The sequence below is a fragment of the Amycolatopsis sp. NPDC059027 genome (assembly GCF_042739735.1).
Taxonomy (GTDB): domain Bacteria; phylum Actinomycetota; class Actinomycetes; order Mycobacteriales; family Pseudonocardiaceae; genus Amycolatopsis.
In genome coordinates this window covers 236,587-260,366 of sequence record NZ_JBHYIK010000001.1, presented here as the reverse complement: position 1 = coordinate 260,366, position 23,780 = coordinate 236,587, and the positions used below count along the sequence as shown (strand labels likewise).

The following is a 23,780-nucleotide window of genomic DNA, read 5'->3' as shown; positions in this document are numbered from 1 at the left end:
CCGAAACCCCCGTTGTTTCTTTGTCCGGGGGGCTGGGATTTGTGTAAACGCCACCGCCCACATTGAGGGACTCTGAGTCCCTCAATGTGGCATTCACGGACCTTCGCAGTTATCCACAGGGCTCGACAAAAGGGCGAGTTATCCACAGCTTGCACAAAGGGCTGGCGGCGATTCCGCCGACGGCACAGCATGGCTGTATGAAGAAGCGGGGGAGATGGGCTGAGCATCCCGAACTGCTCAAGGAGCGGAGCCGGGAAGGCGTCATCAAAGCCACGAGCTTGGAATCGCTCGACATGAGCAGCAAGGTCATCTACAACAGATGCCTGCCCGGTGGCCCATGGCAGCGACTGCTGCCAGGCATCATCTTGCTCCACAGCAGCCAGCCCACCCAGCGAGAGCGAGCAATCGCGGCGCTACTCTACGCGGGACCTCACGGCATGATCACGGGACTGGAAGCGTGCCTCCGGTACGGCCTTCGCGTGCCCGACCTGCACAACGGCGGCAGCTTGCATGTGCTCGTCCCACACACGCACAAGATTCTGAGCTCAGAGTTCGTCATCATCGAACGAACCTGGCGGCGGCCGGAACCCTGGATCCGAGAGGCCATCCCTCTGGCACCACCAGTACGAGCTGTGACCGATGCCGTCCGCCGAATCCGGGCGGTTGAGCCGATCGGCCTTCTCCTGATCGAAGCGATACAACGGGGACGCTGTTCGCCTCAAGCCATTAGCAGGGAACTAGACGAAGGCACCACCAGAGGAACCGCCATCCCCCGTCGGCTGCTAGCCGAATGGGCAGATCTTCGATCGGTCGCCGAGGCCAGGGCGAAAACGCTCGCACGACAGCTACCCGTACCGCCCAGCCACTGGAACGCCGACGTTTACGACTCCCTTGGCAACTACATCGGTTGCCCGGACGCATGGTGGGACGACATCGCCATGGCCTGGGAAATCGACTCGGTCGACTTCCACTTCTACCACCACGGATACGCACGAACACTGAAACGCAATACTCGCTATGCGGCCGCTGGCATCACTGTCGTGCAAACATTGCCATCTCGCTTGCAGAGCGACCCCGCAGCCGTGCTCGCCGAACTCAAAGCCGCATACCGGGCCGCTGCCGCCCGCCCACGCCCGGCCGTCGTGGCTACCCGCAAGGCCGCCTAGTTGTCCGTGAATGCCACATTGAGGGATTCAGAATCCCTCAATGTGGCATTCACGGACCTTGGAAACGGACAGGAACTACTTGACGGCGTGGAGGGCGTTGACGCGGCCGTGGCCGTAGTAGGAGTTGTCACGGTCCGGGCCCGCGCAGGTCGGGGCGTCGGAGCCACAGGGGACGGCGTCCGAGCCCGCCTCCAGGAGCCGGGTCAGCACGGCAGGCGGCGCACCCTGATGCGTAGAGGCCAGCAGGGCCGCGACACCGGCCGCGTGCGGGGACGCCATCGACGTGCCGCACTTGGTGCCGTAGGGACCGCCGAACACGGTGGTCGAGAGCGGGCAGCCGGCACCCTGGCCGGGTGGCGGCAGCTGGGCGCCGTCACCGCCGGGAGCGGTCACCTCGACCGCGTGCCTGCCGAAGTTGCTGTACGACGCCTTCGTCCCGGCGTAGCCCACCGAAGACACGGTCACGACGCCGTCGAGGCCGCCCGGCAGGATCGCGCACGAGCCGTCGACCTTGTGCGGCCGGTTCGGGTCGGTGGTCTGTTTCGGGATGTCGAAGCCCGCGTTGCCCGCGGCCGCCACCGAAAGCACCCCGTGCCCGGTCGCGAACGACACCGCGCGCCGCACCGCTTCGAACGCCGCCGCGTCGCCGGGCTCCTTCGCGCAGTAGAACATGCCGGGGTCGATGTAGTAGCTGTTGTTCGTCACCGCGAACTTGTGCTGCGCGGCCCACATGAACCCGCACACCGCCGACTCCGGGAAGATGTACCCGCCGTCGCTGACCACCTTCACCGAAGCCAGCCGGACGCCGGGCGCGATGCCGGTGAACCCGCGCGCGGTGTCCTTGCCCGCGATGGTCCCCGCCACGTGCGTCCCGTGGTCGGAGTTGGTCGGCGCCCACGACGCCGGGGCCGGGTCCGCCGCGCCCGTGACACAGCCCGCGGACGCCTTCGGGTCCACCGCCGCGGCGAGCGCCGGGTGTTTCGCGTCGATGCCCGAGTCCAGCACGCCGACGGTCACCGACCGGCTGCCCGGGTTGACCTTGTTCGCTTCGGGCGCCTTGATCGCCCGCATGTCCCACTGTTCCGCGGAAAGATCGCCTTCACCCGCGGGCGTGCTGGTGGTCTCCTCCAGCCTGCCCACCGCGCCGACCAACGCGCGCGACGCCGCGGCACCCGCGACGTCCTTTCCGCCGGAGTAGGCCCGGTTCACGCCTATCCGCTGCGCGAAGTCCGCGTTGCGCGAGCTCGCCACCGCGACGCCGATCTCGGGGTAATACGCGACCTTCGCGCCGCACTTCGCCTTGAGCTCCGAGTCGACCTGTCCCACGGGCTGCCCAGGCTTGTACAGCACGACATACGTGTACGGCGCGCTCGACGTGTCACACGAAGGTGCGGGCGCGGCCGACGCGGCGGGCGCTGCCAGCACCCCGGCGGTCACCGCGAGACCCAGCGCGGGGACGAACCATCGTCGTAAACGGGACATTCCACCTCCACAAGTCAGTGGCGTGAACGTTAGGGTCCACCGCGCCTGCCCGCCACCGACCAAAGGACGGTCACCGCATAGTGCGAATGCCTCAGGCGCCGGACCGTTCCCGCGCGTGCGCGCGGACACCCCGCCAGCCGAGCACGCCGATGACGGTGCCCAGCAGGAACGACACGACCGTCAGCACCGCGTGCACGACGAAGTACCCGGTGGGCGATCCGTCCGCCGCCCACGCCCGGTCGCTCTCCCACAGGTTCTTGGCGAAGGTGATCCAGATAATCCAGGACCACACCCCGAAAGCGAGCAGGAAAACCGAGGTACCTCGCGAAATGCGCATGCCCCTGAGTATGCAACCGGCCCGTCGGCGCTAGCCTGCGTGGGTGCACAGCGCATCACGCCGGTCGCTCAAGGTCCTCGCCACGACGCTCGCCGCCACCATCGCCCTCGCGATACCGGCCGCCGCGTCCGCCGCGCCACGGCCCGCGGTCCCGAAACCCGCCGAGGCCTGCGCCAAGAACGCGGCCCCGCCCGCGCCGGTGGACACCTCCGAGAAACCGGCGCCCGGCCAGGCCTCGCCCTCGCCGCTGCCGGTCCCGGCGCAGCCGGTCGGCGGCGCCCGGATGGGTGAATGCGGGACGGTGGTCCCGGCGGACGTGCTGAATCCGCCGGACGGGGTCACCGCCGCGTCGTGGGTCCTGCAGGACCTCGACACCGGCAACGTGCTCGCCGCGAAGGACCCGCACGTGCGCGAACGCCCCGCCTCCCTGATCAAAACGCTGCTGGCACTCGTCGCCGTCACCGAGCTGAAACCCGAGCAGCCGATCACGGTGACCAAGGAGGACGCCGAGCAGGAATGCACTTGTGTCGGCATCGAAGCGGGCGAACAGTACACAGTGGACCAGCTGCTGCACGGGCTGCTGATGCACTCGGGCAACGACGTCGCGCACGCACTCGCCACCGCGCTCGGCGGCGTCGACGCGACGCTCGCCAAAATGAACGGGCTCGCCGCCCGCATCGGCGCGACGGACACCCGCGCGGCGACGCCGTCCGGGCTCGACGGCCCCGGCATGTCGACCTCGGCCTACGACCTGAGCCTGATCTTCCACTACGCGATGAAGCAGCCGGAGTTCGCGAAAGCCGTTGCCACCAAGCAGTACGAACTGCCCGGTTCGAACGGCAAACCGGCCATTCCGATCCTCAACGACAACAAGCTGCTCGGTGTTTATCCCGGATTCCTCGGCGGCAAAACGGGCTTCACCGACGACGCGCGGCACACCTACGTCGGCGCCGCCCAGCGCGACGGCAAGCGGGTCGCCATCGTGCTGGTGCGTGCCGAACAGCAGCCGACTCCCGTCGTCAGCCAGGCGAGCAAGCTGCTGGACTACGGCTTCGCGCTGGAAAAGGTCAAGGCCGATCCGGTCGGGAAGATCGACTATCAGGCCCCGGCGGCGGCCACGACGGAGGAGAAGTCGGGTAAGGCGGGCGGCACCAATGTCGCCAACGCCGCCGCCGGCGGTGGCGCCGCGGCGGAGGACGCCTTCGGCACCACCGGCTGGGTCATCACCGTGCTGGTGTTCCTGATCATCGCCGGTGGCTTCGCCGTCGGCTATCAGCGCAAGAAAGCTCAGGCCGAGCAGGACCGCTAGGAGCGGCGGCGCCCCAGCCAGCCGAGGATCGCGCCGACGCCGAACGCCCCGGCGACCGCGCCCAGCCCCGGGCCCGGCTCGACGACGACACGCTGTTCCAGCACCACCGGCGGGGGCGGCTGGACGACCTTGCGCTGGTTCTCCCGCGCCGTCGCGGTCCACGCGGTGACGAACAACAGGAACCGCGAGACGAGGTTCGCGAACACGAGCAGGCCGATCACCGGGCCGAGCAGCGCCGCCGCGGGCGATTTCAGCACGGAGTTCAGGTAGATCGTCGCGACCTGTTGCAGGATCACGAATCCGACGGCGGCGAAGATCGCGCCCTTGACCGCGCTGCGGAAGGTCGCGTGTTCCCGGGGAAGCCGGGCGATCACCCACAGGAACACCAGCGTGTTGGCCGCGATGCCGAGCACGATGGTCGCGGCTGTCAGCAGGAACACCGCCCAGCCCTCGTGCTCCAGCCCCACCAGACGCAGGAGAAGACGCCCCACCCCACTACCGGCGGCTGTCAACGCGAACGACACGACGAGCGCCAGGCCGAGTCCGATCAAGGCCAGCAGATCCTTGAGTGTGGTGGAGACGAGCGGCAGCGACTTCTTCTCCAGCCCCCACTGCGCGGTGAGCGCGTCCCGCAGGTTCGACATCCAGCCGATCCCGGAATACAGCGCGAGCAACAGCCCGAAGATCCCGATCCCGCCACCGGAATCCAGCGCGCCCTTGACGATCCCCATGACCAGGTCCTGCAATCCCTCGGGCACGGACTTCTTGATGCCGTCCTTGATCTGCCCGATGATCACCGGATCGTGGTTCACCACCTTGCCGACGACGGCGAAGGCGACCAGCAGCAGCGGGAACACCGCGAGCACGCTGAAATACGTGATCGCCGCCGCGTAGTGGTTTCCGTACCGTTCCCCGAACGCGTCGTTCGCACGGAACAGGTGATCGAGCCAGGGATATTTCCGCCGCAGCCGGGGGATCAGTTTTTCCTTACCGGGGCTGGTTTCGCGTGCGTTCGCCACCGGGAAACGCTAACCACCCCCGGTGCCGCCCGCAATGCGAGCACTCAGGCCGGGGGAAGGAAGCCGATCCGCTCGTACACCCGCGCGAGCGTTTCCGACGCCACCGAACGGGCGCGCTCGGCACCGGCGGCGAGGATCCTGTCCAGCTCCGCGACATCGTCCACATAGGACTTGACTGCGGCCTGCAGCGGGGTTACCCACTCGACGAGCACCTCGGCGAGGTCCTTCTTCAGGTCGCCGTATCCCTTGCCCTCGTACGCCGTTTCCAGCTCGGCGATCTTGCGCTCGGTCAAGGCCGAGTAGATCGTGAGCAGGTTCGAAACCCCGGCCTTGTTCTCGGTGTCGAAGACGATCTCGCGGCCGGTGTCGGTGACCGCGGAACGGATCTTCTTGGCCGAGCGCTTCGGATCCTCCAGCAGCTCGATGAGCCCGTTCGTCGTCGCCGCGGACTTGCTCATCTTGGCCGTCGGGTCCTGCAGGTCGTAGATCTTCGCGGTCTCGGAGAGGATGTACGGCTCCGGCACGGTGAACGTCTTGCCCAGCCGGTTGTTGAAGCGCTGCGCGAGGTTGCGCGTCAGCTCGAGGTGCTGGCGCTGGTCCTCGCCGACCGGCACCGCGTCGGCCTGGTACAGCAGGATGTCCGCGGCCTGCAGCACCGGATAGGTGAACAGCCCGACACTGGCACGGTCGGCGCCCTGCTTGGCGGACTTGTCCTTGAACTGCGTCATCCGGCTGGCCTCGCCGAACCCGGTCTGGCACTCCATCACCCAGGAGAGCTGGGCGTGCTCGGGCACCTGGCTCTGCACGAACAACGCGCTGCGCCGCGGGTCGATGCCGATCGCGAGCAGCTGCGCGGCCGCGATCCGGGTGCGCTGCCGCAGCACCTTCGGATCCTGTTCGACGGTGATCGCGTGCAGATCGACGACCATGTAGAAGGTCTCGTGCGTGTCCTGCATCCGCACCCACTGACGCAGCGCGCCGAGGTAGTTGCCGAGGTGGAACGAGTCGGCGGTCGGCTGGATCCCGGAGAGGACGCGGGGACGAGCGGCGGGCGCGGTCTGTTCTTCGGACACGCCAGGATTCTTCCAGGCGCTCCGGTACCGCGAACCGCGAGGTCCGGTGCGACCATTCGGACGAATCCGTGAAATACCCCATACTTCCGACGGTTCTGCGCACGTACCTGGCGTTTCTACCCTTCGTGATCACCGGACTACCGGTCGACACGAAGGAGAACCCGATGAAGGCACGATCTCTGCTCGCGGGCATGGCCGTGGCCGTCGCGGCAGCCCTGTCCCTGCCCGGCGTGGCCGCGGCATCGACGGAACCCACGGGTGTGCAGCCGAACATCGTGGGTGGCACCAACGCCACCGAGGTCTACTCGTTCATGGCGTCGCTGCAGTCGAGCAGCGGCGGTCACTCCTGCGGCGGCTCCCTGATCAAGGCGAACTGGGTCGTCACCGCGAAGCACTGCGGGCAGCCCGCCCAGGTCCGCGTCGGCACCACCAACCGGACGAGCGGTGGCGCGGTGGCCAGGGTGTCCTCGCGGATCGCCCACCCGAGCGCGGACATCGCGCTGCTGAAGCTCGCGACGTCGGTCAGCCAGGCCCCGATCGCGATCGCGGCGTCGTCCGGTCCGGACGGCACGGCCACCCGCATCATCGGCTGGGGCCAGACCTGCCCGAGCCGGGGCGGCTGCGGCGCACCGGTGAACCTGCAGCAGCTGGACACGTCGATCGTGTCGGACAGCCGCTGTTCCGGGATCAACGGAGCCAGTGAGATCTGTACGAACAACCCCGGCGGGAACAAGGGCGCCTGTTACGGCGACTCGGGCGGCCCGCAGGTCAAGAAGGTCAACGGCGTGTGGCAGCTGATCGGCGCCACGAGCCGGGCCGGCAACAACAACCCCACCTGCGCGACCGGTCCGTCCATCTACGTGGACGTCCCGTACTTCGCCAGCTGGATCGCCTCGAACACCCGGTAAGCGCTCCCCCGCCGAGCGCGTTCAGCCCGCTGAGCGCGCTCGGCTCAGGGCTGGCGGTAGGGCGTGAGAGCGGGCCGGGTCGGCTTGTCCGCCTGGGCCAGCTCGGCCTCGGCCAGGTCCGCCTCGGCGAGGACGGCCTCGGCCATGGCCGTGACGTCGGCGGCGTTCTCCGCCCGCGCGGCCGCCGCCGCTGCGGCGCGGGTCTTGCGACGCTGACGCAGGACCCCGAGGGCCATCCCGACGATGCCCAGCGCGACGGCCACCATCCCGACCGGGCCCAGCAGCCCGAACGACACCGCGCTGGTCTCGACCCGCGAGTCGGGGACGTCGGCCAGTGCCGCGCCGCCCCCGGCCAGGAGCAGCGCCGCCGGCACGGCGACGAGCATGGCCGTGACCCGTGTCCCGCGCAGGACGGATCGCGTCAGGGGATGACCTGGGTTGCGCACCGGGGTGCCTCCCACGTAGTAACGGTTCTGAGCGAGTCCTCACCCGTACGAGTGAGACCCGACGTGCTACTGGTCAAAAAACTACCGAGCGTGTCAAGACCTGCTGGTCCTGATCAACTCGGGGCCAGAGACTAGCGCCCACACGGGGAGCTACGACGCCCACCCCCACTCTGCGCTACTCACAGTGGTAGCGAACTCACGCCCAGCACGGACCGTGACCACGAAAGGGTTCGCGCGCCCTCGCCGCCGCCCCCAGTGCCGTCCACACGAAAAGCCGCCCGATCAGCCGGGGAACTCGATGTCGTAGGCCGCGGTCACCGGAGCGTGATCGGACCAGCGCTGGTCATAGGACGCCGCCCGCTCGACCTCCACCGAGACGACCTTCCCGGCCAGCCCGGGGGTGGCGAGCTGGCAGTCGATGCGCCAGCCCGAGTCGTTGTCGAAGGCCTGCCCGCGGTAGGACCACCACGTGTACGGGCCGGGCCCTTCGGGGTCCAGCACACGCTGCACGTCGACGTAGCCCGCCTGCTCGTACACCTGCCCGAGCCAGGCCCGCTCCTCCGGGAGGAAACCGGAGTTCTTCCGATTTCCGCGCCAGTTCTTCAGGTCCACGGTGTCGTAGGCGATGTTCCAGTCCCCCACCACGACCACTTCCCGCCCCGACGCCTCCGCCTTGGCGCGCAACTCCGCGAGATAGGGCAGGAACGCCGCCATGAAGCGTTCCTTCTCCGCCTGCCGCTCGGTGCCGACGTCCCCGCTGGGCAGATACAGGCTCGCCACCACGACCTTCGGCAGATGCGCCTCGAGGTAGCGGCCGCTGTTCTCGAACTCGGGCTCGCCGAAGCCGACCCGCACCTCCTCGGGCTCGACGCGGCTGTACACCGCGACACCGTTGCGGCCCTTGACTTCCGACGGCGCGTGCACGGCGTGCCAGCCTTCGGGCTCGACGACCGACGTAGGCAGCTGATCCCGCTCGGCACGCACCTCCTGGCACGCGACGACATCGGCCTTCGTCGCGGCGAGCCACTCGACGAAGCCCTTTTTCACGGCGGCCCGCAGGCCGTTGACGTTCACGGTGGAGACGATGAGCACGCCGGGCACGCTACCTCGCGGGCCCGACAATTCCGCGCGGGCCCGCGGCGGACTCTGGAAGACTGCGGCGCCATGAGCGAGCTGACTGTGCTGGGCAGCTGCGGCGCGTGGCCGGAGCCCGGCCGCGCGTGCGCGGGGTTCCTCTTGTCCTGCAACGGTTTCCGCGTCGTTCTCGACCTCGGCTACGGCGCCGCGAGCCGCCTGTTCACGCACTGTGCCGCCGCCGACGTCGACGCCGTCGTGGTGACCCACGAACACCCCGACCACTGTGCCGACGTCAGCGCGCTCGGCCGCGCGTGGCACTACACGGTCCAGGGCGAGCAGGACGAAAACCGGCTGCCGCTCCACTGCACTCCCGGCACGCTGCGCCGGTTGGAAGCACTGGAGCCGCGCCCGCATCCGGCCTCGATCTTCGCGGTACACGAACTCGGCGCGCCCCGCGACCTGGGCCCGTTCCGGCTGACGTCGTCCTTGTTGCCGCATCACGTGCCGAGCCACGGGATCCGGCTGAGCGCGCCCGGCCTCACCGTGGCCTACACGGGCGACAGCGGGCCGTCGCCGCTCGTCACCGAACTAGCGCGCGACGCCGACCTGCTGATCTGTGACGCGACGCTGCAGAGCGCGCCGGTGGACGGTCCGCGGCGCGTGATGACCGCGGCCGAGGCGGGGCGCCACGCGGCGGCGGCCGGGTCGCGCAGGCTGTTGCTGACGCATTTCTGGCCGGGCTCCGATCGCGCGTTGTCGCTGGAGCAGGCGAAAGCCGAATACGACGGCGAAGTACTCATCGCCGACGAGGGTCTGGTCGTCAGGCTCTGACCGTCAGCACTTCGCGCCCTCTTCGGGCTTGGTGAACTCGGCGGAAACCCACTTGGTGTCCGAGATCTTGCGGAACCCGTTCTGCGCGCCGGGGAGCACGTCGACCTTCGCGTCCTTGACGTACTTGCCCACGATCTTCGCGTTGCCGTCGGGAGCTTCGCGGACGTTGAGGACGTCCGCGGTGACACCGACCTTGCACCCGGTCGCCGAAGTCGCGTCGGCGGACTGCTTGTTCAGCGCGTAGATGATGATCACCGCGGCGACCACGCCGATGATGATCCACGTCTTCTTCGCCAGGCCCAGGATCACGTCAGCTCCTCAGTACGGGAACCAGCCACGACCAGGGTAGGCAAACCTTGGCGGGCCGGACAGCCTCCGCCTTGCCAACCACCCGGAGGCGCCAACCGTGTCACCCGGCGGTGACGGCAGGTGACCACCCGGTAACGGCCGAGAAGCGCCGAAAAGCCCCCTTTCCGGGCATTTCGGCCGTGAAAGGGGGCTTTTGACGGAGCCGGTGGATCAGCCCTGTGAGGCGATCTTCTTGGCCAGGTTCTCGTCCAGCGTGCCGAGGAACTCCTCGGTGGTCTGCCAGGCCTGGTCCTTGCCCACGAGCAGGGCGAGGTCCTTGGTCATCTTGCCGCTCTCGACGGTCTCGATGACGACCTGCTCCAGCGTGTTCGCGAAACCGACCAGCTCGGCGTTCGAGTCCAGCTTGCCGCGGTGCTCCAGGCCCCGGGTCCAGGCGTAGATCGACGCGATCGGGTTGGTCGAGGTCGGCTTGCCCTGCTGGTGCTGGCGGTAGTGCCGGGTGACCGTGCCGTGCGCGGCCTCGGCCTCGACGGTCTTGCCGTCCGGCGTGCGCAGCACCGACGTCATCAGGCCGAGCGAGCCGAAGCCCTGCGCGACCGTGTCGGACTGGACGTCACCGTCGTAGTTCTTGCACGCCCAGACGTAGCCGCCCTCCCACTTGAGCGAGGCGGCGACCATGTCGTCGATCAGCCGGTGCTCGTAGGTGATGCCCTTGGCGTCGAAGGCCGCCTTGAACTCGGTGTCGAAGATCTCCTGGAACACGTCCTTGAACATGCCGTCGTAGGCCTTGAGGATCGTGTTCTTGGTGGAGAGGTACACCGGGTACTCGCGGTCCAGGCCGTACTGCAGCGAGGCGCGCGCGAAGTCCTCGATGGACTTGCGGTAGTTGTACATCCCCATCAGGACGCCGCCGCCCTCGGGGAACTTCGCGACCTCGAACTCCATCGGCGCGGAGCCGTCTTCCGGGGTGTAGGTGATCGTCGCGGTACCGGGGCCGGGGACCTTGAAGTTGGTCGCCTTGTACTGGTCGCCGTGCGCGTGACGGCCGATGATGATCGGCTTCGTCCAGCCCGGCACCAGCCGCGGGATGTTCCGGATGACGATCGGCTCGCGGAAGATCACGCCGCCGAGGATGTTGCGGATCGTGCCGTTCGGCGAGACCCACATCTTCTTCAGGCCGAACTCCTCGACACGCGCCTCGTCGGGGGTGATGGTGGCGCACTTGACGCCGACGCCGTGCTGCTTGATGGCGTTCGCGGCGTCGACGGTGATCTGGTCGTCGGTGCGGTCCCGCTCCTCGATGCCCAGGTCGTAGTAGTCCAGGTTGACGTCCAGGTACGGGTGGATCAGCTTGTCCTTGATGAACTGCCAGATAATGCGGGTCATCTCATCGCCGTCGAGTTCGACGACGGTGCCCTGGACCTTGATCTTGGCCATGAGCAGCGGTGCTCCTTCCGCGGATCTTCGCGTTACTTCTTCGTCTCGCCGGTAGCGGTACAAGCGTACTGCTTAACGGAGCTGGATGGTTCCAGTAGTGGTCGGCATCAAGTCTCCAACAGCGGATTGTGGCCAGGCTCACCGGGCGGCGTGGCCCGCCCACCGGCTCACGTCAGCCGTCACGGTACGCGCGGCCTTTCCTGTCGGATGACCGCCCGACCTGCTGCGCTACCCGGATTTCGTAACGGACCGGGCTCGTTCCGCCGCCGGGTGCGGTGGGACCATCGACGCATGGGATTGTTCACCGTGTCGGAGGCGCGCGCCGAACTCGCCCGGCTGAGACCCGTGCTCGACGAACTGGTGCGCGTACGGGCCGACGCCGCCGAACTCGCCGCCGCGCTCCGGGTCGGCGGGCGCGACACCGACCTCGGTGGCCTGCCCGAATGGAAGGCCGCGCAGGCCCGGCTCGACGAGCTGATGACCGCCGTGCAGGCCACCGGCGCCGAGCTCAAGGGATTCGCGCCGCTGCTCGTGGACTTCCCGTCCGAGATGGACGGTGTGGACGTCCTGTTGTGCTGGCTCGAAGGCGACCGGGAACTGGCCTGGTACCACCGCACGGATCTGGGTTTCGCGGGACGCCGCCCGCTGCCGTGAAACGCGGCTAAGGTGGGCTGGTGAGCGACCCCACCATGGCCCAGCTGCACGACGAACTGGCCGGGACCTACGACGAGAACACCTTCCACGCGACCATCGCGGACGCGCTTGTCGACGGCCTCGCCGAGGAACCGGCGCCCGGGCTGCTGCTCGACGTCGCGGCGGGCACCGGCCACGCGGCGTTCGCGGCTCTGCGGCTGTCCCCTGGCAGGGTGCTCGCGGTGGACATCTCCCCCGGCATGATCGCGCAGGCCGAGGCCAAGGCGGCGACGCTGGACCCGGACCGCCGGATCACCTGGCAGGTCGGCTCCGCGGTGCCGATGCCCGCCGAAGACGGCAGCGCGGACGCCGTGCTCTGCGCGTCCGCACTGCATTTCCTCGGCGCGACGGCACTGCGCGACTGGCTGCGTGTGCTGCGGCCCGGCGGCGTCGCGGCCTTCAGCCTTCCGCTGGCGGCACGGTTTTCCCCGTCGGGGAAGTTCGCCGCGTTCGTCCCGGCCGATCTGCCGATCCCGGACACGGCCGAGGAAGCCGCCGCACTGGCCACCGGGGCCGGCTTCATCGACGTCGTCGCGCGCAGGCTGGACACCGAGGACGAACGTCCGCGCTCCGCCTTCGTCGTGCACGCCCGCGCGCCACGCTGATCCGGCTCGTCTCACTGTCCGAACCGGACCCCCGCGTCAATCCTTTATGGATGGTGTGGCCGGGTCTCAGGCCTGGAAACGGATCGTGGCACGGAAGGCAGGCTTGTCCGGCCCACCGCAGCGCTGATCGACGTCGGCGTCGAACGCCGTGAGCTTGCCCGTGGCGTCGCGCTCGATCCGGGCGACGGTGAAGTCCGCGTCGTCTTCCTTGCCGCAGCCGAAACCGTTGGACACCAGGAAAATTCCCGGAGTCGCGAGCGGCGCGTCACGCTGGCCGCGGAATCTCGCGCCCGGGTAGGTCCCCGGCCGCAGCACCGCGCCCCCGGCGTCGCTCAGCTCGATCCGGATGTAGTCGAAGCCGCCGTCCGCCTCGGCGTCCACCTTGACCACTCCGGCGTTCTCCCAGACGTTGATCTCCTGGGCGGGCGAAGTCCACTGGGCACTGCGGCCGTGTACCGGCCAGGCACCGTCCTCGGCGGTGAACGACAGGCTCGTCGACGGATCGGCCGACGCCGCCGGGATCGCGAGCGTGTTCGCGGCGGCGACCGCCGCGAACGTGAGCAGGGCACGGCGCAGCACGATGTTCATCGGATCCCCTCCTCGCCGCCACAATGGCGGCCCCTGATCCGATCCTGGCAGCACGCCGTCCCCGCCAGGTAGCCTCAACACCCTTTCGGCGCAACGACTTTCAGTCAACGGCACAGTCGGTCAACGGCACGGTCGGTCAGCGGCACAGTCCGGTCACCGATGCAACGTGGCGCCCTTGAGGATCTTGTCGACGGCGTTCTTCGGACCGTGCACCGCCAGCCCGGCGAGCGCGAGCTTCTCGCCCGGCACCGCGCGGACGGCGGCGCGGTTGTCGCGGTCGTTACCGGTGTGGAACAGCTCGTCGGTGAAGATCGAGATCCGCAGGCCGCGGCCGAGGGCACGGCCGTGCGCGGCGGCGAGCACGTCGGCGGACCCGGCGAAGACCATGACGGGCTGGCCGAACATCGGCAGGTAGCCGGTGCCGTCCGCGTCCTCGTAGGGCTCGCCGATGATCTCGGGCGTCGCGTGCGCGATGCCGCTGACCAGGAACGCGGTGACGTTGAGCCGTTGCCAGGACGCCAGGTCCTCCCGCAGGAGCACGGCGATCTTCGTGGGAAAGCGAATCGGTTCGGACATACCCGCAAGACTCGCCGCAGCGCGACCTCGGCGTCTTGTACGTTTTTCACATGAGGCCACGGATCTCCGCCTGGCGGCCGCCGGTGCCGGGCATCGCCGAGGTCTTCCACGCGCGCTTCGTCGAGCACGCCTATCCGGTGCACACCCACGACACGTGGACGCTGCTGATCGTCGACGACGGCGCGATCCGCTACGACCTGGACCGCCACCACCACGGCGCGCTCGGCGCGTCGGTGACGCTGCTGCCGCCGAACGTCGCGCACGACGGCAGGGCCGCCACCAGCCACGGCTTCCGCAAGCGCGTGCTCTACCTGGACACGTCGATCCTGGGCGAGGACCTGATCGGCGCGGCCGTAGACCACCCGAGCATGGCCGATCCGCTGCTGCGGACCCGCGTCCACCAGCTGCACGAGACGCTGGCACACCCGGCCGGCACTCTCGAAGCCGAAAGCAGGCTGGTCCTGGTCGCCGACCGCCTGCGCGACCACCTCGACCGCCCGCTCACCGGCGCCCCGCCCGCCAGGGGCGTCGCCGACGACCTCCGCGACCTGCTCGACGCGCACCTGCCCGACGCGCTGACCCTGCGCGAAGCCGCCGACGCCCTCGGCGCGCACCCGGCACACCTGGTCCGCGCCTTCGGCAGGCGGTTCGGCCTGCCGCCGCACCGCTACCTGACCGGCCGCCGCGTCGACCGGGCCCGCCGCCTCCTGCTCGCGGGGACGCCGGCCGCGGAAGCCGCGGTCCGCGCCGGATTCGCCGATCAGGCCCATCTGACCCGGCATTTCAAGCGCTATCTCGGTACGACCCCTGCGCGTTTCGCGGCAGGCTGACACTCGCAGCGGCACCGCAGACGAGCGAAAGCGTCCCGGTGCGGCTCGTGAGATGCTGTGCGCATGGCACGCGCACTGCACCTGACCGGCGACAAGGAAGCCGACGCCCTGCTGTCGAAGGACCCGTTCGCCCTGCTGACCGGGATGCTGCTCGACCAGCAGATCGCCATGGAGGTCGCGTTCATCGGCCCGAAGAAGATCGCCGACCGCATGGACGGGTTCGACGTCCGCAGGATCGCCGAGTCCGACATCGAGGAGTTCGTGGAGCTCTGCGTGACGCCCCCGGCGATCCACCGCTACGGCGGTTCGATGGGCCGCCGGGTGCACGCGCTCGCCCAGCACATCGTCGAGAACTACGACGGCAAGACCGACCGGATCTGGAAGCAGGGCAAGCCGGACGGCAAGGAAGTCCTCAAGCGGCTCAAGGCCCTTCCCGGCTACGGCGACCAGAAGGCCCGGATCTTCCTCGCGTTGCTGGGCAAGCAGCGCGGTGTCCAGCCCGAGGGCTGGCGCGAGGCCGCCGGGGCGTACGGCGACGAGGGTTCGCACCGCTCCATCGCCGACGTCACCAGCCCCGAGTCGCTCGCCGAGGTCCGCGCGTTCAAGAAGGCCGCCAAGGCCGCCGCAGCCGCGAAGTAACACCACCAGCTGTGTGCGGACGCGAGCGGCCGTATCCACACACAGCTGGATAGCATCTGAGCAAAGATCCGCAAGACGTTAACCAAGAGCCGGCAGGATCTGCAATTCCTGCCCGTTCCACCACCAACGTGGGACACCGATCATGCTCCTGGGCGTCACAGGGCCGCAGTCCACTTCACTGTCACCCGTCGCTCCGTAGACGTCACCATGGCGGCGAACGGGAAACCAATTCGGATCACCAACCAAGAGCGCTACAAGCCGCAACTCGGCCAGCCGGATCCCCGCACATCCCGCACGGCGAGGAATTCGCCATTCACGCTCCTCCAACCAATCAGACCTACCCGGCTCGAGCCGAACAGCCCACGACCGGATCTGGTCGTCAAGTTCCCGTAGTACGAGATACTCCTCTGGTCGGGCGTACCAAACAGGGGCTCCCCCAGCTTTGAACACGCTTTGCCGCTGGAAGACCAAGCCCCAAGGTCGATACGAGCGTCTTCTGATCAGAAACTGAAGTCCCGAACTTGTAGCTTCAGTCAGGCAAACGACCGGGACCCCGCCCGACCATGTGACATGAACCCGCAACTTCTCCTCCCAGAGGATCGACGCCAGTCGCTCCGGGGCGCTCATGAGTCGAATCTCCTCCGGCACCGCAGCCGCAGAGGTCGGCCGTGCACGATCACAAAAATGCGTCAGGGCATCGGACATGTCCGGATGTTCAACCGGACGCAGCACCCCACCTGCACCCGGGGTAACGGGCAAGCCATCCATGCCACCGACATCGCAGCAGAGACAGCAGGCCGCAACACCTGAATCATTTCGCTATGCAATTGTTACCTTGCATACTCCAGGCTACGCCGCAGGCAACGGACCCACCTGTAACGCCGCGCAAATAGCTCCGATTACCTGACGACCGATACGTTATGCACTCTTTCGGAACTGGAACGCCTCATGAAGACCCCCGCCGCTGCCGCCGTCACCTTTACGCTGGCTGTCGTCGTCGTACTCAGTGCTTGCTCGAACTCCGGTGGCACCTCACGGGGCACCAATCAGGCTGTCGCCGGTCCGTCGCCGCCTCCGACAGCACAAGCAGCTCCATCAAAGACCCCTGCCCCGACAACTTCAGCTACGCCGAATTACAAAACCAATGCATTGACAGGTCACATACTCAAGCAGGTAGGCGAAAATTTAACGATAATGCCCAACAGTCAAACCAACGACGGTCCCGGCGCGACCAAGATCGTCGTCAACAAGATCACCCGAGGCAAGCCAGCCTACGACGGCTCACAGACCGTTCGCGTCGCAATGAGCATCAGCACAGGAAACGATCAAGAGACTAACGAGCAAGCCTCAATGTTCGCATGCGGCGTGATGAGCAGCGCCGACCCTGACACGGGGGAGCAACGTTCCGGTCGCGGCGGCATGATGGTGTCTGACCGAATGCCAACCGTACTCGGACGCAACAAGTCGTACCAATGCACATTTGACGCCGAGGGTTTGCACGATCATGGATTTCTGATTCTTGGAAACGGAGGCTCACCTCTCGTGGACTACCCGTACGATGTGCGCTGAACTACATGCCCCAGACGAGTCGCCGCAGCCGCAAGCGAAGACACCGAGTCTGCTCGGCCGTTCACGCCATCCTCTTTGTCCGGATCGAGCACGGGGCAAACGTGCCCACCGGCCAAACCGGGTCGTAGCGGCCGAGCGGCACGACGATGTCCGCCGAGGCGTCCTAAGCACGGGCAACGAGCACTGCAGTCATGATTTACATGCTCACGTAAACCGAGGGAGATGCCAGCCCCGCAGGACAGCCGCGTACTGCCCTAGGCCGCACTGGCACCTCTTCCGCGCACCGCCGCCGCGGTGAACCGGTGGGTCCACTGCGGACGGCGGCGGTGCGGGGAAATCGCCTACAGTGCGCTCTGCAGCCGCTGGGACAGCAGCGAAACGAACCGCGCCGGGTCGGCCAGCTCGCCGCCCTCGGCCAGCAAAGCCATTCCGTAGATCAGCTCCGCGGTCTCCTTGAGCCCCTCGTCCTCCGGCCGCGCCTCGTGCGCGGTGCGCAGGCCGCTCACCAGCGGGTGCTCGGGGTTGAGTTCGAGGATGCGCTTGACCGGCGGCAGTTCCTGCCCCATCGCCCGGTACATCTTCTCGAGCGTCGGCGTCATGTCGTAGCTGTCGCCGACGATGCAGGCCGCCGAAGTGGTCAGCCGCGAGGACAGGCGCACCTCCTTGACGTTGTCCTCCAGCGCCGAGGACATCCACGTGAGCAGGTCGGCGAAGTCCTTCTGCCGCTGCTCGCGCTCGGCGGTCTTCTCCTCGTCGTCGGTGTCGAGGTCGACCTGGCCCTTGGCGACCGACTGGAACTGCTTCTCCTCGAACCCGGCGACGGCGTCGACCCACATCTCGTCGATCGGGTCGGTCAGGATCAGCACCTCGAACCCCTTGGCACGGAAGGCTTCCAGGTGCGGCGAGTTCTCGATCGCCTGCCGGGACTCGCCGGTCAGGTAGTAGATGTGCTCCTGACCGTCCTTCATCCGCTCGACGTATTCGCGCAGCGTGGTCGGCTTCTCGGCGTCGTGCGTCGAGGCGAACGAGCAGATGTCGAGGATGGCCGTGCGGTTCTCGGTGTCGTCGAGCAGCCCTTCCTTGACCGCGCGGCCGAACTCCTGCCAGAACGTCGCGTACTTTTCCGCCTCGGTGGACATCAGGGTCTTGACCGTGGAGAGGATCTTCTTGACCAGACGACGCCGGATCAGCTGGATCTGGCGGTCCTGCTGCAGGATCTCGCGCGAGACGTTGAGCGAAAGGTCCTGCGCGTCGACCACGCCCTTGACGAAGCGCAGGTACTCCGGCATCAGCGCTTCGCAGTCGTCCATGATGAACACGCGCTTGACGTAGAGCTGGACACCGCGCTTGCGCTCCCGCATGAACAGGTCCATCGGCGCGCGCGAGGGCAGGAACAGCAGCGCCTGGTACTCGAACGTGCCCTCGGCCTGCAGCCGGATCGTCTCCAGCGGGTCCTGCCAGTCGTGACTGACGTGCTTGTAGAACTCGTGGTACTCGTCCTCGCTCACGTCCGAGGACGGGCGGGCCCAGAGCGCCTTCATCGAGTTGAGCGTCTCGACCTTGGGCTCCGCGCGCTCCTCGCCCTCTTCGCCTTCCTTGCTCTCGGCGGCGGGCTCGGTGGTCATCCGGATCGGCCAGGTGATGAAGTCCGAGTACTTCTTGACGATCTCCCGGAGCTTCGCCACCGATGTGTAGTCGAAGAGGTGGTCCTCGACGTCGACCGGCTTCAGGTGCAACGTCACCGCGGTGCCCTGCGGGGCGTCGGCGACCGGCTCGATCGTGTAGGTGCCTTCGCCTTCCGACTCCCAGCGGACGCCCTCGTCCGCCCCTGCCCGCCTGGTCACCAGCGTGACCTTGTCGGCCACCATGAAGCTGGAGTAGAAGCCGATGCCGAACTGGCCGATCAGGTCGCCGGAGGCGGCCGCGTCCTTCGCCTCCTTGAGCTTGGCGAGGAACTCGGCGGTGCCGGACTTCGCGATCGTGCCGATCAGGTTCACCACGTCGTCCCGGGACATCCCGATGCCGTTGTCGCGCACGGTGAGCGTGCGCTGCTCCGGATCGGTTTCGAGCGTGATGTGCAGGTCATCGGTCTCGGCCTGCAGGTCCTTGTCCTGGAACGCCTCCAGCCGGAGCTTGTCCAGCGCGTCCGAGGCGTTCGAGACCAGTTCCCGCAGGAACGTGTCCTTGTTCGAGTAGATCGAGTGGATCATCAGCCGCAGCAGCTGCCGCGCTTCCGACTGGAACTCCAGCGTCTCTGCCGACGTCGTCACCTACGTCCCCTCCCAGCGATAACCGCTCTTACCGGCCCGACATCTTAGCGAACCAGACGACGTCCGGTTCGCCGCGCGGTACCGGGACCTCGGCCACCCGGACGTCGGCGAACCGCGATCGCAGCCGCTCGGTGAACGACGGCGCCGCGCCGGCGCTCCACACCGCGAGCACGCCCCCGGGCCGGAGCCGCTCGGCGAGACCGTCCACACCGGACTCGCCGTACAGCGCGGCGTTCCCGTCCGTGACTGTCCATTCAGGACCATTGTCGATGTCAAGGCACAGCGCGTCGAAGGTTTCGCCGGTTTCCCGCAGCCAGGCAACGAGATCCGCCTCGACGACGGTGACCCGCGGGTCGGCGAGCGCGTCTTCGTGCACCGTCCGCAAAGGACCGCCGCGGTTCCACGTGATCACCGCGGGCTCACGTTCCACGACGACGGCCTCGGCCACGTTCGGGTGATCGAGGGCCGCCCGCAGCGAGAACCCGACGCCGAGACCGCCGATCAGGATGCGCGCCCCCGGCGCCAGCGCGTCCGCCGCGCCGGTCACCAGGAGCCGCTCCGACTCGCCGTTGCGGGTGTCCATGAGGAACACCCCGTTCGCGATGACCTCGAACGCTTCCCCGTCACGCCGCAGCACCAGCTCCCCGCCGCGGCCTCGCACCACATCGACCACTTCCGCCACGCACGGACCTTCTCACAGCAGCCCGGCGAGCTTGTACAGCACCAGGCTCCCGGCCACCGCGACGTTCAGGCTGGCTCCCGTACCGGCCATCGGGATCTCGACCACGGTGTCGAGCGGGTCCAGCGCCTCGGGCGGGAGGCCGTGCTGTTCGTGCCCGAGCACCGCGATCGTCCGGCCGCGCGTTCCCGCGCCAGCCAGGTCATGCACCCAGCGCGCACAGGCCGGACGGCGCAGGACGTTCTGTCACGGCGCAGCGCCGCGGCGCAATGCCTCCGGGACCCGCAAACCTCGGTACCACAGGACAAGCGCCGACGGCGTCACACGTGCGGAGCAGGATGCCGAGGTTCGCGCCGCAGGTCTAGGACTCGTGAGCGTTTTCGCCCGTCAACGGTCCGCAACGCTCACGAGTCTGGGTGAGCACCCGGCCAGGCGACCCATCGGCCCTGTACGGACTCCTTCCCGCTTTTACTGCGCCGTTCGTTACCAATCCGACGGCAGCCACGGCGGAAACGGGTACCGACGAGCAGATCGGTCACCGAACGTATCCGCCTACTTTCGGTCGGATTGGTAACCTGGAACACGCGGAGGTGAAGCCCAATGCACGCGATGGTAGGAGACGAGATCCAGGTCCATGGCCGCACCGTGGGATCCGCCGAACAGCGCGGCGAGATCCTCGAGGTGCGGGGCAAGAACGGGGAACCGCCGTATCTGGTCCGGTTCGCCGACGGGCACGAAGCCCTGGTGTATCCCGGCCCCGACTGCGAGGTACAGGCACACACCGGCTGACCGGCGCCCTCAGCTCGATACCGCCACCTCCTCCCGGGCGGTGGCGGTACGGGCGCGCCAGCCCACCACGATGACCACGGCGGCCACCGCGGTCAGCACCGCCGCGACCTCGGGCAGCAGGATCGGCCCGCCGATGTCCAGCACCACCCCGCCGACGACGCCGGACAGGCCGACGCCGAGGTAGATCGCGGACGCGTTGAGCGAAAGCGCCAGCCCGGCGTGCACCGGCGACAGCTCGATCAGGCGGTGCTGCACCGGCGGGTTGAACGACCAGGTGCACAGGCCCCACAGGAACATCACGATGCCCGCGCCCACGGCCGTGCTCGCGATCAGCGGCAGCAGCGCCAGCACCACGGTGAGCCCGGCGACCACGGCGAGCAACGGCCGCCGCGCGCCCCAGCGGTCAGTGACGCGGCCGCCGGCGAAGTTGCCGATCGCGCCGCCGATGCCGTAGCAGAACAGCAGTACCGTCACGGCCGTGCCGTGCAGCCCGGCCGTGGTGGCCAGCACGGGTGAGATGAACGTGTACACGGTGAACGCCGCGAGACAGGCGAGCACGGTCGTCACCAGCATCGCCATGACCCGGGTGTCCCTGGCGACGGAGAAGCGCTCCGCGAACCGCACCGGAGGCGGTGGCGCGACCTTCGGCAGCGCGAACCGGACCGCGACCGCCCCTGCCAGCGAGAATGCCCCGACCAGCGCGAACACGGTCTGGTACCCGAGCTGCTGGGACAGCAGGCTGCCCAGCGGAACGCCGAGGATGGTGGCGATGGTGAGCCCGCCGAACACGAGCGCCACCGCGCGGCCCCGCCGCTCGGGCGCGGTGAGCTCGGCGGCGACCGCGCTGGCCGCGGGCGTGAACACGGCCGCCCCGATCGCGGTGACGACCCGCGCGGCCAGCAGGGTGTAGTACTCCGGCGCGAGCGCGGCCAGCACGTTGCCGACCGCGGTGACGACGAGCGCGCCGACCAGGACGGCACGCCGTTCCCAGCGCCCGGTGAGCGCGGCGAACAGTGGGGAGCCGATCGCGTACGCGACGGCGAAGGCGGTGACCAGTTGCGCCGCGGTGGTGGCGGAGATGTGCAGTTGCGTGGTCAGCGCCGGGAGCAGCCCGGCGACGACGTACCCGCTGGTGCCGACGGCGAACGTGCCGAGCGCGAGCACGGACGTTCTCGCCTGCTTCACCGGCGGTGCCGGCGGTGCTGCCGTGGAGACGGTGGCCATGAGGTGGATCCCCCAACAAGCATAGTTCGATGGCTGTCGTAGTACGAAGATCACCGTACTACGCGGCACCGACAATTTCGATGACTGTCGTACTATGGGACCGTGAACAGCGCCGTACCCCTGACGCCGATCGTCCATCCCGACCGCGCCGAGCTGACGATCGAGGCCCTGCTCCGCGCACTGGCCGACCCGATCCGCCTGGCGATCGTGCGGCAGGTCGCGAACACCGAGGGCGAGGTCGCGTGCGGCGCGTTCGACGTCCCCGTGACGAAGTCCACACTGACCCACCACCTGGGAATCCTGCGCCAGGCGGGCGTCCTCGCCAGCCGCCAGGACGGCACGACGCGCTACAACTCGTTGCGGCGCAACGATCTTGACGTCGTCTTCCCCGGGCTGCTCGACGCGGTGCTGGCGGCACCCCACCACCCTTGATCGGCCACGTGGGCGGGCTCACGCGAAACCGGGATGACAACGGCACCCCTCGTGGGTTGAACTGAACGCGGGACAGCACGCGACGTCGGGGCCGCTGAAGCTGTCTTCCTTTTTGCCAGCCGACTAAATCGATTCAGACGCCGCCGCGGACACTGTGGCGAAGCCTGGTCTGAGAAATCGTTTACCCAGGGAAGGAGAGCCGTGCCCGTCGCGCTGCTCGCGCTCGCCATCGGTGCCTTCGGCATCGGGACAACCGAGTTCGTCATGATGGGTGTGCTGCCCCAGGCCGCCGCCGACTTCGGGGTGTCCATCCCGACCGCGGGCTACCTGATCTCCGGCTACGCGCTCGGTGTCGTGGTCGGTGCGCCGCTGCTCACCGCGGCCGCCGTCCGGCTGCCGCGCAAGACGATGCTGCTGGCCATGATGGGCCTGTTCACCCTGGGCAACGCGTTGTTCGCGTTGTCGCCCAACCAGGAGTTCGGCGTGGCGTTCCGCTTCCTCGCCGGGCTGCCGCACGGCGCGTTCTTCGGTGCGGGCGCGGTGGTCGCGTCGAGCCTGGCCAAGAACGGCCAGCGCGCGAAGGCCGTGTCGATGATGTTCCTCGGCCTGACGCTGGCCAACGTCGTCGGCGTGCCGCTGGGCACCCTGCTCGGCCAGCGGGTCGGCTGGCGCGCGACGTTCGGTGTCGTCGCGGTGATCGGCCTGGTCGCGATCGCCGCGATCGCGAAGCTCGTGCCGCACCAGGGCAGGCCGGCGGAACCCTCGCTGCGCAGCGAACTCGGCGCGTTCCGCCGTCCGCAGGTGTGGCTGGCGCTGGCGATCGTGATGTTCGGCCTCGGCGGTGTGTTCGCCTGCCTGTCCTACATCGCCCCGATGCTGACCGACGTCGCGGGCTACTCGCCGTCGAACGTCACGGTGCTGCTCGCGCTGGCCGGGGTCGGCATGACGATCGGCAACCTGCTGGGTGGACGGCTCGCGGACCGGGCGCTGATGCCGAGCCTGTACGTCGCGCTGCTCGGGCTCGCGTCGGTGCTCGGGATCTTCACGGTGACCGCGCAGGGCAAGGTCGGCGCGGCGATCACGATCTTCTTCGTCGGCGTCGCCGGGTTCATGATCGGCCCGATGATGCAGGCGCGGATCATGGAGAAGGCGGGCGGGACGCCGTCGCTGGTGTCGGCGGCGGTGCAGTCGGCGTTCAACATCGCCAACTCGATCGGCGCCTACCTGGGCGGCCTGGTGATCGCGGGCGGTCTCGGCCTGGTCGCTCCGAACTGGGTCGGCGCGCTACTCGCCGTCCTCGGCCTTTCCATCGCGGCGGTGTCCGGCGGCCTGGACCGCCGCGAGTCCCGCCTCACCCCCGCGATGGCCTCCTGACCCCGCGTGTGCTGAAGGGGGGGGGGGGCAGCGTGGGCTGGGATCAGAAACTCGATGAGAGCGCCTCAGGCACCGCTCGCTAGACCACGAGAGGATCGGCGCGACAGCGGGCGCCGCT

General features: G+C 68.3%; 26 protein-coding genes. 12 read left to right on the top strand and 14 right to left on the bottom strand.

Features of this window, described 5'->3' with window-relative positions; all coding sequences use genetic code 11:
* The first annotated feature begins 197 nt into the window (after positions 1-197).
* Positions 198-1,166, top strand: coding sequence for a hypothetical protein (locus ACFWY9_RS01200; RefSeq protein ID WP_378327505.1), 969 nt, complete (start codon positions 198-200; stop codon positions 1,164-1,166).
* A gap of 75 nt (positions 1,167-1,241) precedes the next feature.
* Here the strand turns inward: ACFWY9_RS01200 and ACFWY9_RS01195 are convergent, their stop codons facing one another.
* Together ACFWY9_RS01195 and ACFWY9_RS01190 are read right to left on the bottom strand one after the other, a co-directional pair.
* On the bottom strand, positions 1,242-2,648 hold the full coding sequence (locus ACFWY9_RS01195; RefSeq protein WP_378337858.1) for a S8 family serine peptidase: 1,407 nt from the start codon (positions 2,646-2,648) through the stop codon (positions 1,242-1,244).
* A gap of 91 nt (positions 2,649-2,739) precedes the next feature.
* Complete coding sequence (locus tag ACFWY9_RS01190; RefSeq protein ID WP_378327507.1) at positions 2,740-2,985, bottom strand: SCO4848 family membrane protein; 246 nt, start codon at positions 2,983-2,985, stop codon at positions 2,740-2,742.
* A gap of 43 nt (positions 2,986-3,028) precedes the next feature.
* Here ACFWY9_RS01190 and ACFWY9_RS01185 point away from each other — a divergent pair, with 43 nt between their 5' ends.
* A complete protein-coding gene (locus ACFWY9_RS01185; RefSeq protein WP_378337857.1) occupies positions 3,029-4,294 on the top strand; it encodes a D-alanyl-D-alanine carboxypeptidase family protein in 1,266 nt (421 codons plus the stop codon).
* Here ACFWY9_RS01185 and ACFWY9_RS01180 read toward each other — a convergent pair.
* Both ACFWY9_RS01180 and trpS read right to left on the bottom strand, forming a co-directional pair.
* A complete protein-coding gene (locus ACFWY9_RS01180) occupies positions 4,291-5,313 on the bottom strand; it encodes a YhjD/YihY/BrkB family envelope integrity protein (RefSeq protein ID WP_378327509.1) in 1,023 nt (340 codons plus the stop codon). The genes ACFWY9_RS01185 and ACFWY9_RS01180 overlap by 4 nt on opposite strands.
* Positions 5,314-5,357: 44 nt before the next feature.
* Positions 5,358-6,386 carry a tryptophan--tRNA ligase gene (gene trpS, locus ACFWY9_RS01175; protein WP_378327510.1) on the bottom strand — a complete coding sequence of 343 codons (1,029 nt, stop codon included), beginning with the start codon at positions 6,384-6,386 and terminating at the stop codon, positions 5,358-5,360.
* 164 nt (positions 6,387-6,550) lie between these two features.
* Between trpS and ACFWY9_RS01170 the strand changes: the two genes are divergently transcribed.
* A complete protein-coding gene (locus ACFWY9_RS01170) occupies positions 6,551-7,294 on the top strand; it encodes a S1 family peptidase (protein WP_378327511.1) in 744 nt (247 codons plus the stop codon).
* Between the two features lie 44 nt (positions 7,295-7,338).
* On the opposite strand, the gene ACFWY9_RS01165 is transcribed toward ACFWY9_RS01170, so the two are convergent.
* Together ACFWY9_RS01165 and ACFWY9_RS01160 are read right to left on the bottom strand one after the other, a co-directional pair.
* Positions 7,339-7,740 carry a hypothetical protein gene (locus ACFWY9_RS01165; RefSeq protein ID WP_378327512.1) on the bottom strand — a complete coding sequence of 134 codons (402 nt, stop codon included), beginning with the start codon at positions 7,738-7,740 and terminating at the stop codon, positions 7,339-7,341.
* 282 nt (positions 7,741-8,022) lie between these two features.
* Entirely contained in the window at positions 8,023-8,841 is an 819-nt protein-coding gene (locus tag ACFWY9_RS01160; protein WP_378337856.1) for an exodeoxyribonuclease III, read from the bottom strand.
* A 63-nt stretch (positions 8,842-8,904) separates the two neighbouring features.
* Here ACFWY9_RS01160 and ACFWY9_RS01155 point away from each other — a divergent pair, with 63 nt between their 5' ends.
* Entirely contained in the window at positions 8,905-9,648 is a 744-nt protein-coding gene (locus tag ACFWY9_RS01155) for an MBL fold metallo-hydrolase (RefSeq protein WP_378337855.1), read from the top strand.
* A 3-nt stretch (positions 9,649-9,651) separates the two neighbouring features.
* On the opposite strand, the gene ACFWY9_RS01150 is transcribed toward ACFWY9_RS01155, so the two are convergent.
* A complete protein-coding gene (locus tag ACFWY9_RS01150; protein WP_378327514.1) occupies positions 9,652-9,957 on the bottom strand; it encodes an SH3 domain-containing protein in 306 nt (101 codons plus the stop codon).
* A 210-nt stretch (positions 9,958-10,167) separates the two neighbouring features.
* Positions 10,168-11,394: an NADP-dependent isocitrate dehydrogenase gene (locus tag ACFWY9_RS01145; RefSeq protein ID WP_378327515.1), complete on the bottom strand. Its 1,227-nt coding sequence runs from the start codon at positions 11,392-11,394 to the stop codon at positions 10,168-10,170.
* Between the two features lie 291 nt (positions 11,395-11,685).
* On the opposite strand from ACFWY9_RS01145, the gene ACFWY9_RS01140 reads away from it, so the two are divergent.
* Both ACFWY9_RS01140 and ACFWY9_RS01135 read left to right on the top strand, forming a co-directional pair.
* On the top strand, positions 11,686-12,048 hold the full coding sequence (locus ACFWY9_RS01140; protein WP_378327516.1) for a DUF2203 domain-containing protein: 363 nt from the start codon (positions 11,686-11,688) through the stop codon (positions 12,046-12,048).
* A gap of 20 nt (positions 12,049-12,068) precedes the next feature.
* Positions 12,069-12,692 carry a class I SAM-dependent methyltransferase gene (locus ACFWY9_RS01135; protein WP_378337854.1) on the top strand — a complete coding sequence of 208 codons (624 nt, stop codon included), beginning with the start codon at positions 12,069-12,071 and terminating at the stop codon, positions 12,690-12,692.
* Between the two features lie 66 nt (positions 12,693-12,758).
* Here the strand turns inward: ACFWY9_RS01135 and ACFWY9_RS01130 are convergent, their stop codons facing one another.
* Both ACFWY9_RS01130 and ACFWY9_RS01125 read right to left on the bottom strand, forming a co-directional pair.
* On the bottom strand, positions 12,759-13,280 hold the full coding sequence (locus tag ACFWY9_RS01130) for a hypothetical protein (RefSeq protein WP_378337853.1): 522 nt from the start codon (positions 13,278-13,280) through the stop codon (positions 12,759-12,761).
* 153 nt (positions 13,281-13,433) lie between these two features.
* Positions 13,434-13,856 carry a DUF2000 family protein gene (locus tag ACFWY9_RS01125; RefSeq protein ID WP_378337852.1) on the bottom strand — a complete coding sequence of 141 codons (423 nt, stop codon included), beginning with the start codon at positions 13,854-13,856 and terminating at the stop codon, positions 13,434-13,436.
* Positions 13,857-13,906: 50 nt separating this feature from the next.
* On the opposite strand from ACFWY9_RS01125, the gene ACFWY9_RS01120 reads away from it, so the two are divergent.
* The 3 genes from ACFWY9_RS01120 to ACFWY9_RS01110 all read left to right on the top strand — a co-directional run bounded on the left by ACFWY9_RS01120 (position 13,907) and on the right by ACFWY9_RS01110 (position 16,894).
* On the top strand, positions 13,907-14,686 hold the full coding sequence (locus tag ACFWY9_RS01120) for an AraC family transcriptional regulator (RefSeq protein ID WP_378337851.1): 780 nt from the start codon (positions 13,907-13,909) through the stop codon (positions 14,684-14,686).
* A gap of 63 nt (positions 14,687-14,749) precedes the next feature.
* Positions 14,750-15,325: an HhH-GPD-type base excision DNA repair protein gene (locus ACFWY9_RS01115; protein WP_378337850.1), complete on the top strand. Its 576-nt coding sequence runs from the start codon at positions 14,750-14,752 to the stop codon at positions 15,323-15,325.
* Between the two features lie 948 nt (positions 15,326-16,273).
* Positions 16,274-16,894, top strand: a complete 621-nt coding sequence (locus tag ACFWY9_RS01110; RefSeq protein ID WP_378337849.1) for a hypothetical protein — start codon at positions 16,274-16,276, stop codon at positions 16,892-16,894.
* Between the two features lie 341 nt (positions 16,895-17,235).
* Here the strand turns inward: ACFWY9_RS01110 and htpG are convergent, their stop codons facing one another.
* Genes htpG through ACFWY9_RS01095 form a run of 3 tightly spaced genes read right to left on the bottom strand, consistent with a single transcriptional unit; the run spans position 17,236 to position 20,053 of the window.
* Positions 17,236-19,164 (bottom strand): molecular chaperone HtpG, encoded by a 1,929-nt coding sequence (htpG, locus tag ACFWY9_RS01105; protein WP_378327522.1) that lies wholly within the window; start codon positions 19,162-19,164, stop codon positions 17,236-17,238.
* A gap of 28 nt (positions 19,165-19,192) precedes the next feature.
* The gene (locus ACFWY9_RS01100; RefSeq protein WP_378337848.1) at positions 19,193-19,846 is read right to left on the bottom strand and encodes a spermidine synthase; all 654 of its coding nucleotides are present in this window, start codon (positions 19,844-19,846) and stop codon (positions 19,193-19,195) included.
* Positions 19,847-19,858: 12 nt separating this feature from the next.
* On the bottom strand, positions 19,859-20,053 hold the full coding sequence (locus ACFWY9_RS01095) for a TrmH family RNA methyltransferase (protein WP_378327524.1): 195 nt from the start codon (positions 20,051-20,053) through the stop codon (positions 19,859-19,861).
* A gap of 390 nt (positions 20,054-20,443) precedes the next feature.
* On the opposite strand from ACFWY9_RS01095, the gene ACFWY9_RS01090 reads away from it, so the two are divergent.
* The gene (locus tag ACFWY9_RS01090; protein ID WP_378327525.1) at positions 20,444-20,632 is read left to right on the top strand and encodes a DUF1918 domain-containing protein; all 189 of its coding nucleotides are present in this window, start codon (positions 20,444-20,446) and stop codon (positions 20,630-20,632) included.
* A 9-nt stretch (positions 20,633-20,641) separates the two neighbouring features.
* On the opposite strand, the gene ACFWY9_RS01085 is transcribed toward ACFWY9_RS01090, so the two are convergent.
* Entirely contained in the window at positions 20,642-21,856 is a 1,215-nt protein-coding gene (locus ACFWY9_RS01085; protein ID WP_378337847.1) for an MFS transporter, read from the bottom strand.
* Positions 21,857-21,958: 102 nt separating this feature from the next.
* On the opposite strand from ACFWY9_RS01085, the gene ACFWY9_RS01080 reads away from it, so the two are divergent.
* Positions 21,959-22,288 carry an ArsR/SmtB family transcription factor gene (locus ACFWY9_RS01080; RefSeq protein WP_378327527.1) on the top strand — a complete coding sequence of 110 codons (330 nt, stop codon included), beginning with the start codon at positions 21,959-21,961 and terminating at the stop codon, positions 22,286-22,288.
* Positions 22,289-22,489: 201 nt separating this feature from the next.
* The gene (locus ACFWY9_RS01075; RefSeq protein WP_378337846.1) at positions 22,490-23,662 is read left to right on the top strand and encodes an MFS transporter; all 1,173 of its coding nucleotides are present in this window, start codon (positions 22,490-22,492) and stop codon (positions 23,660-23,662) included.
* The last annotated feature ends 118 nt before the right edge of the window (positions 23,663-23,780 follow it).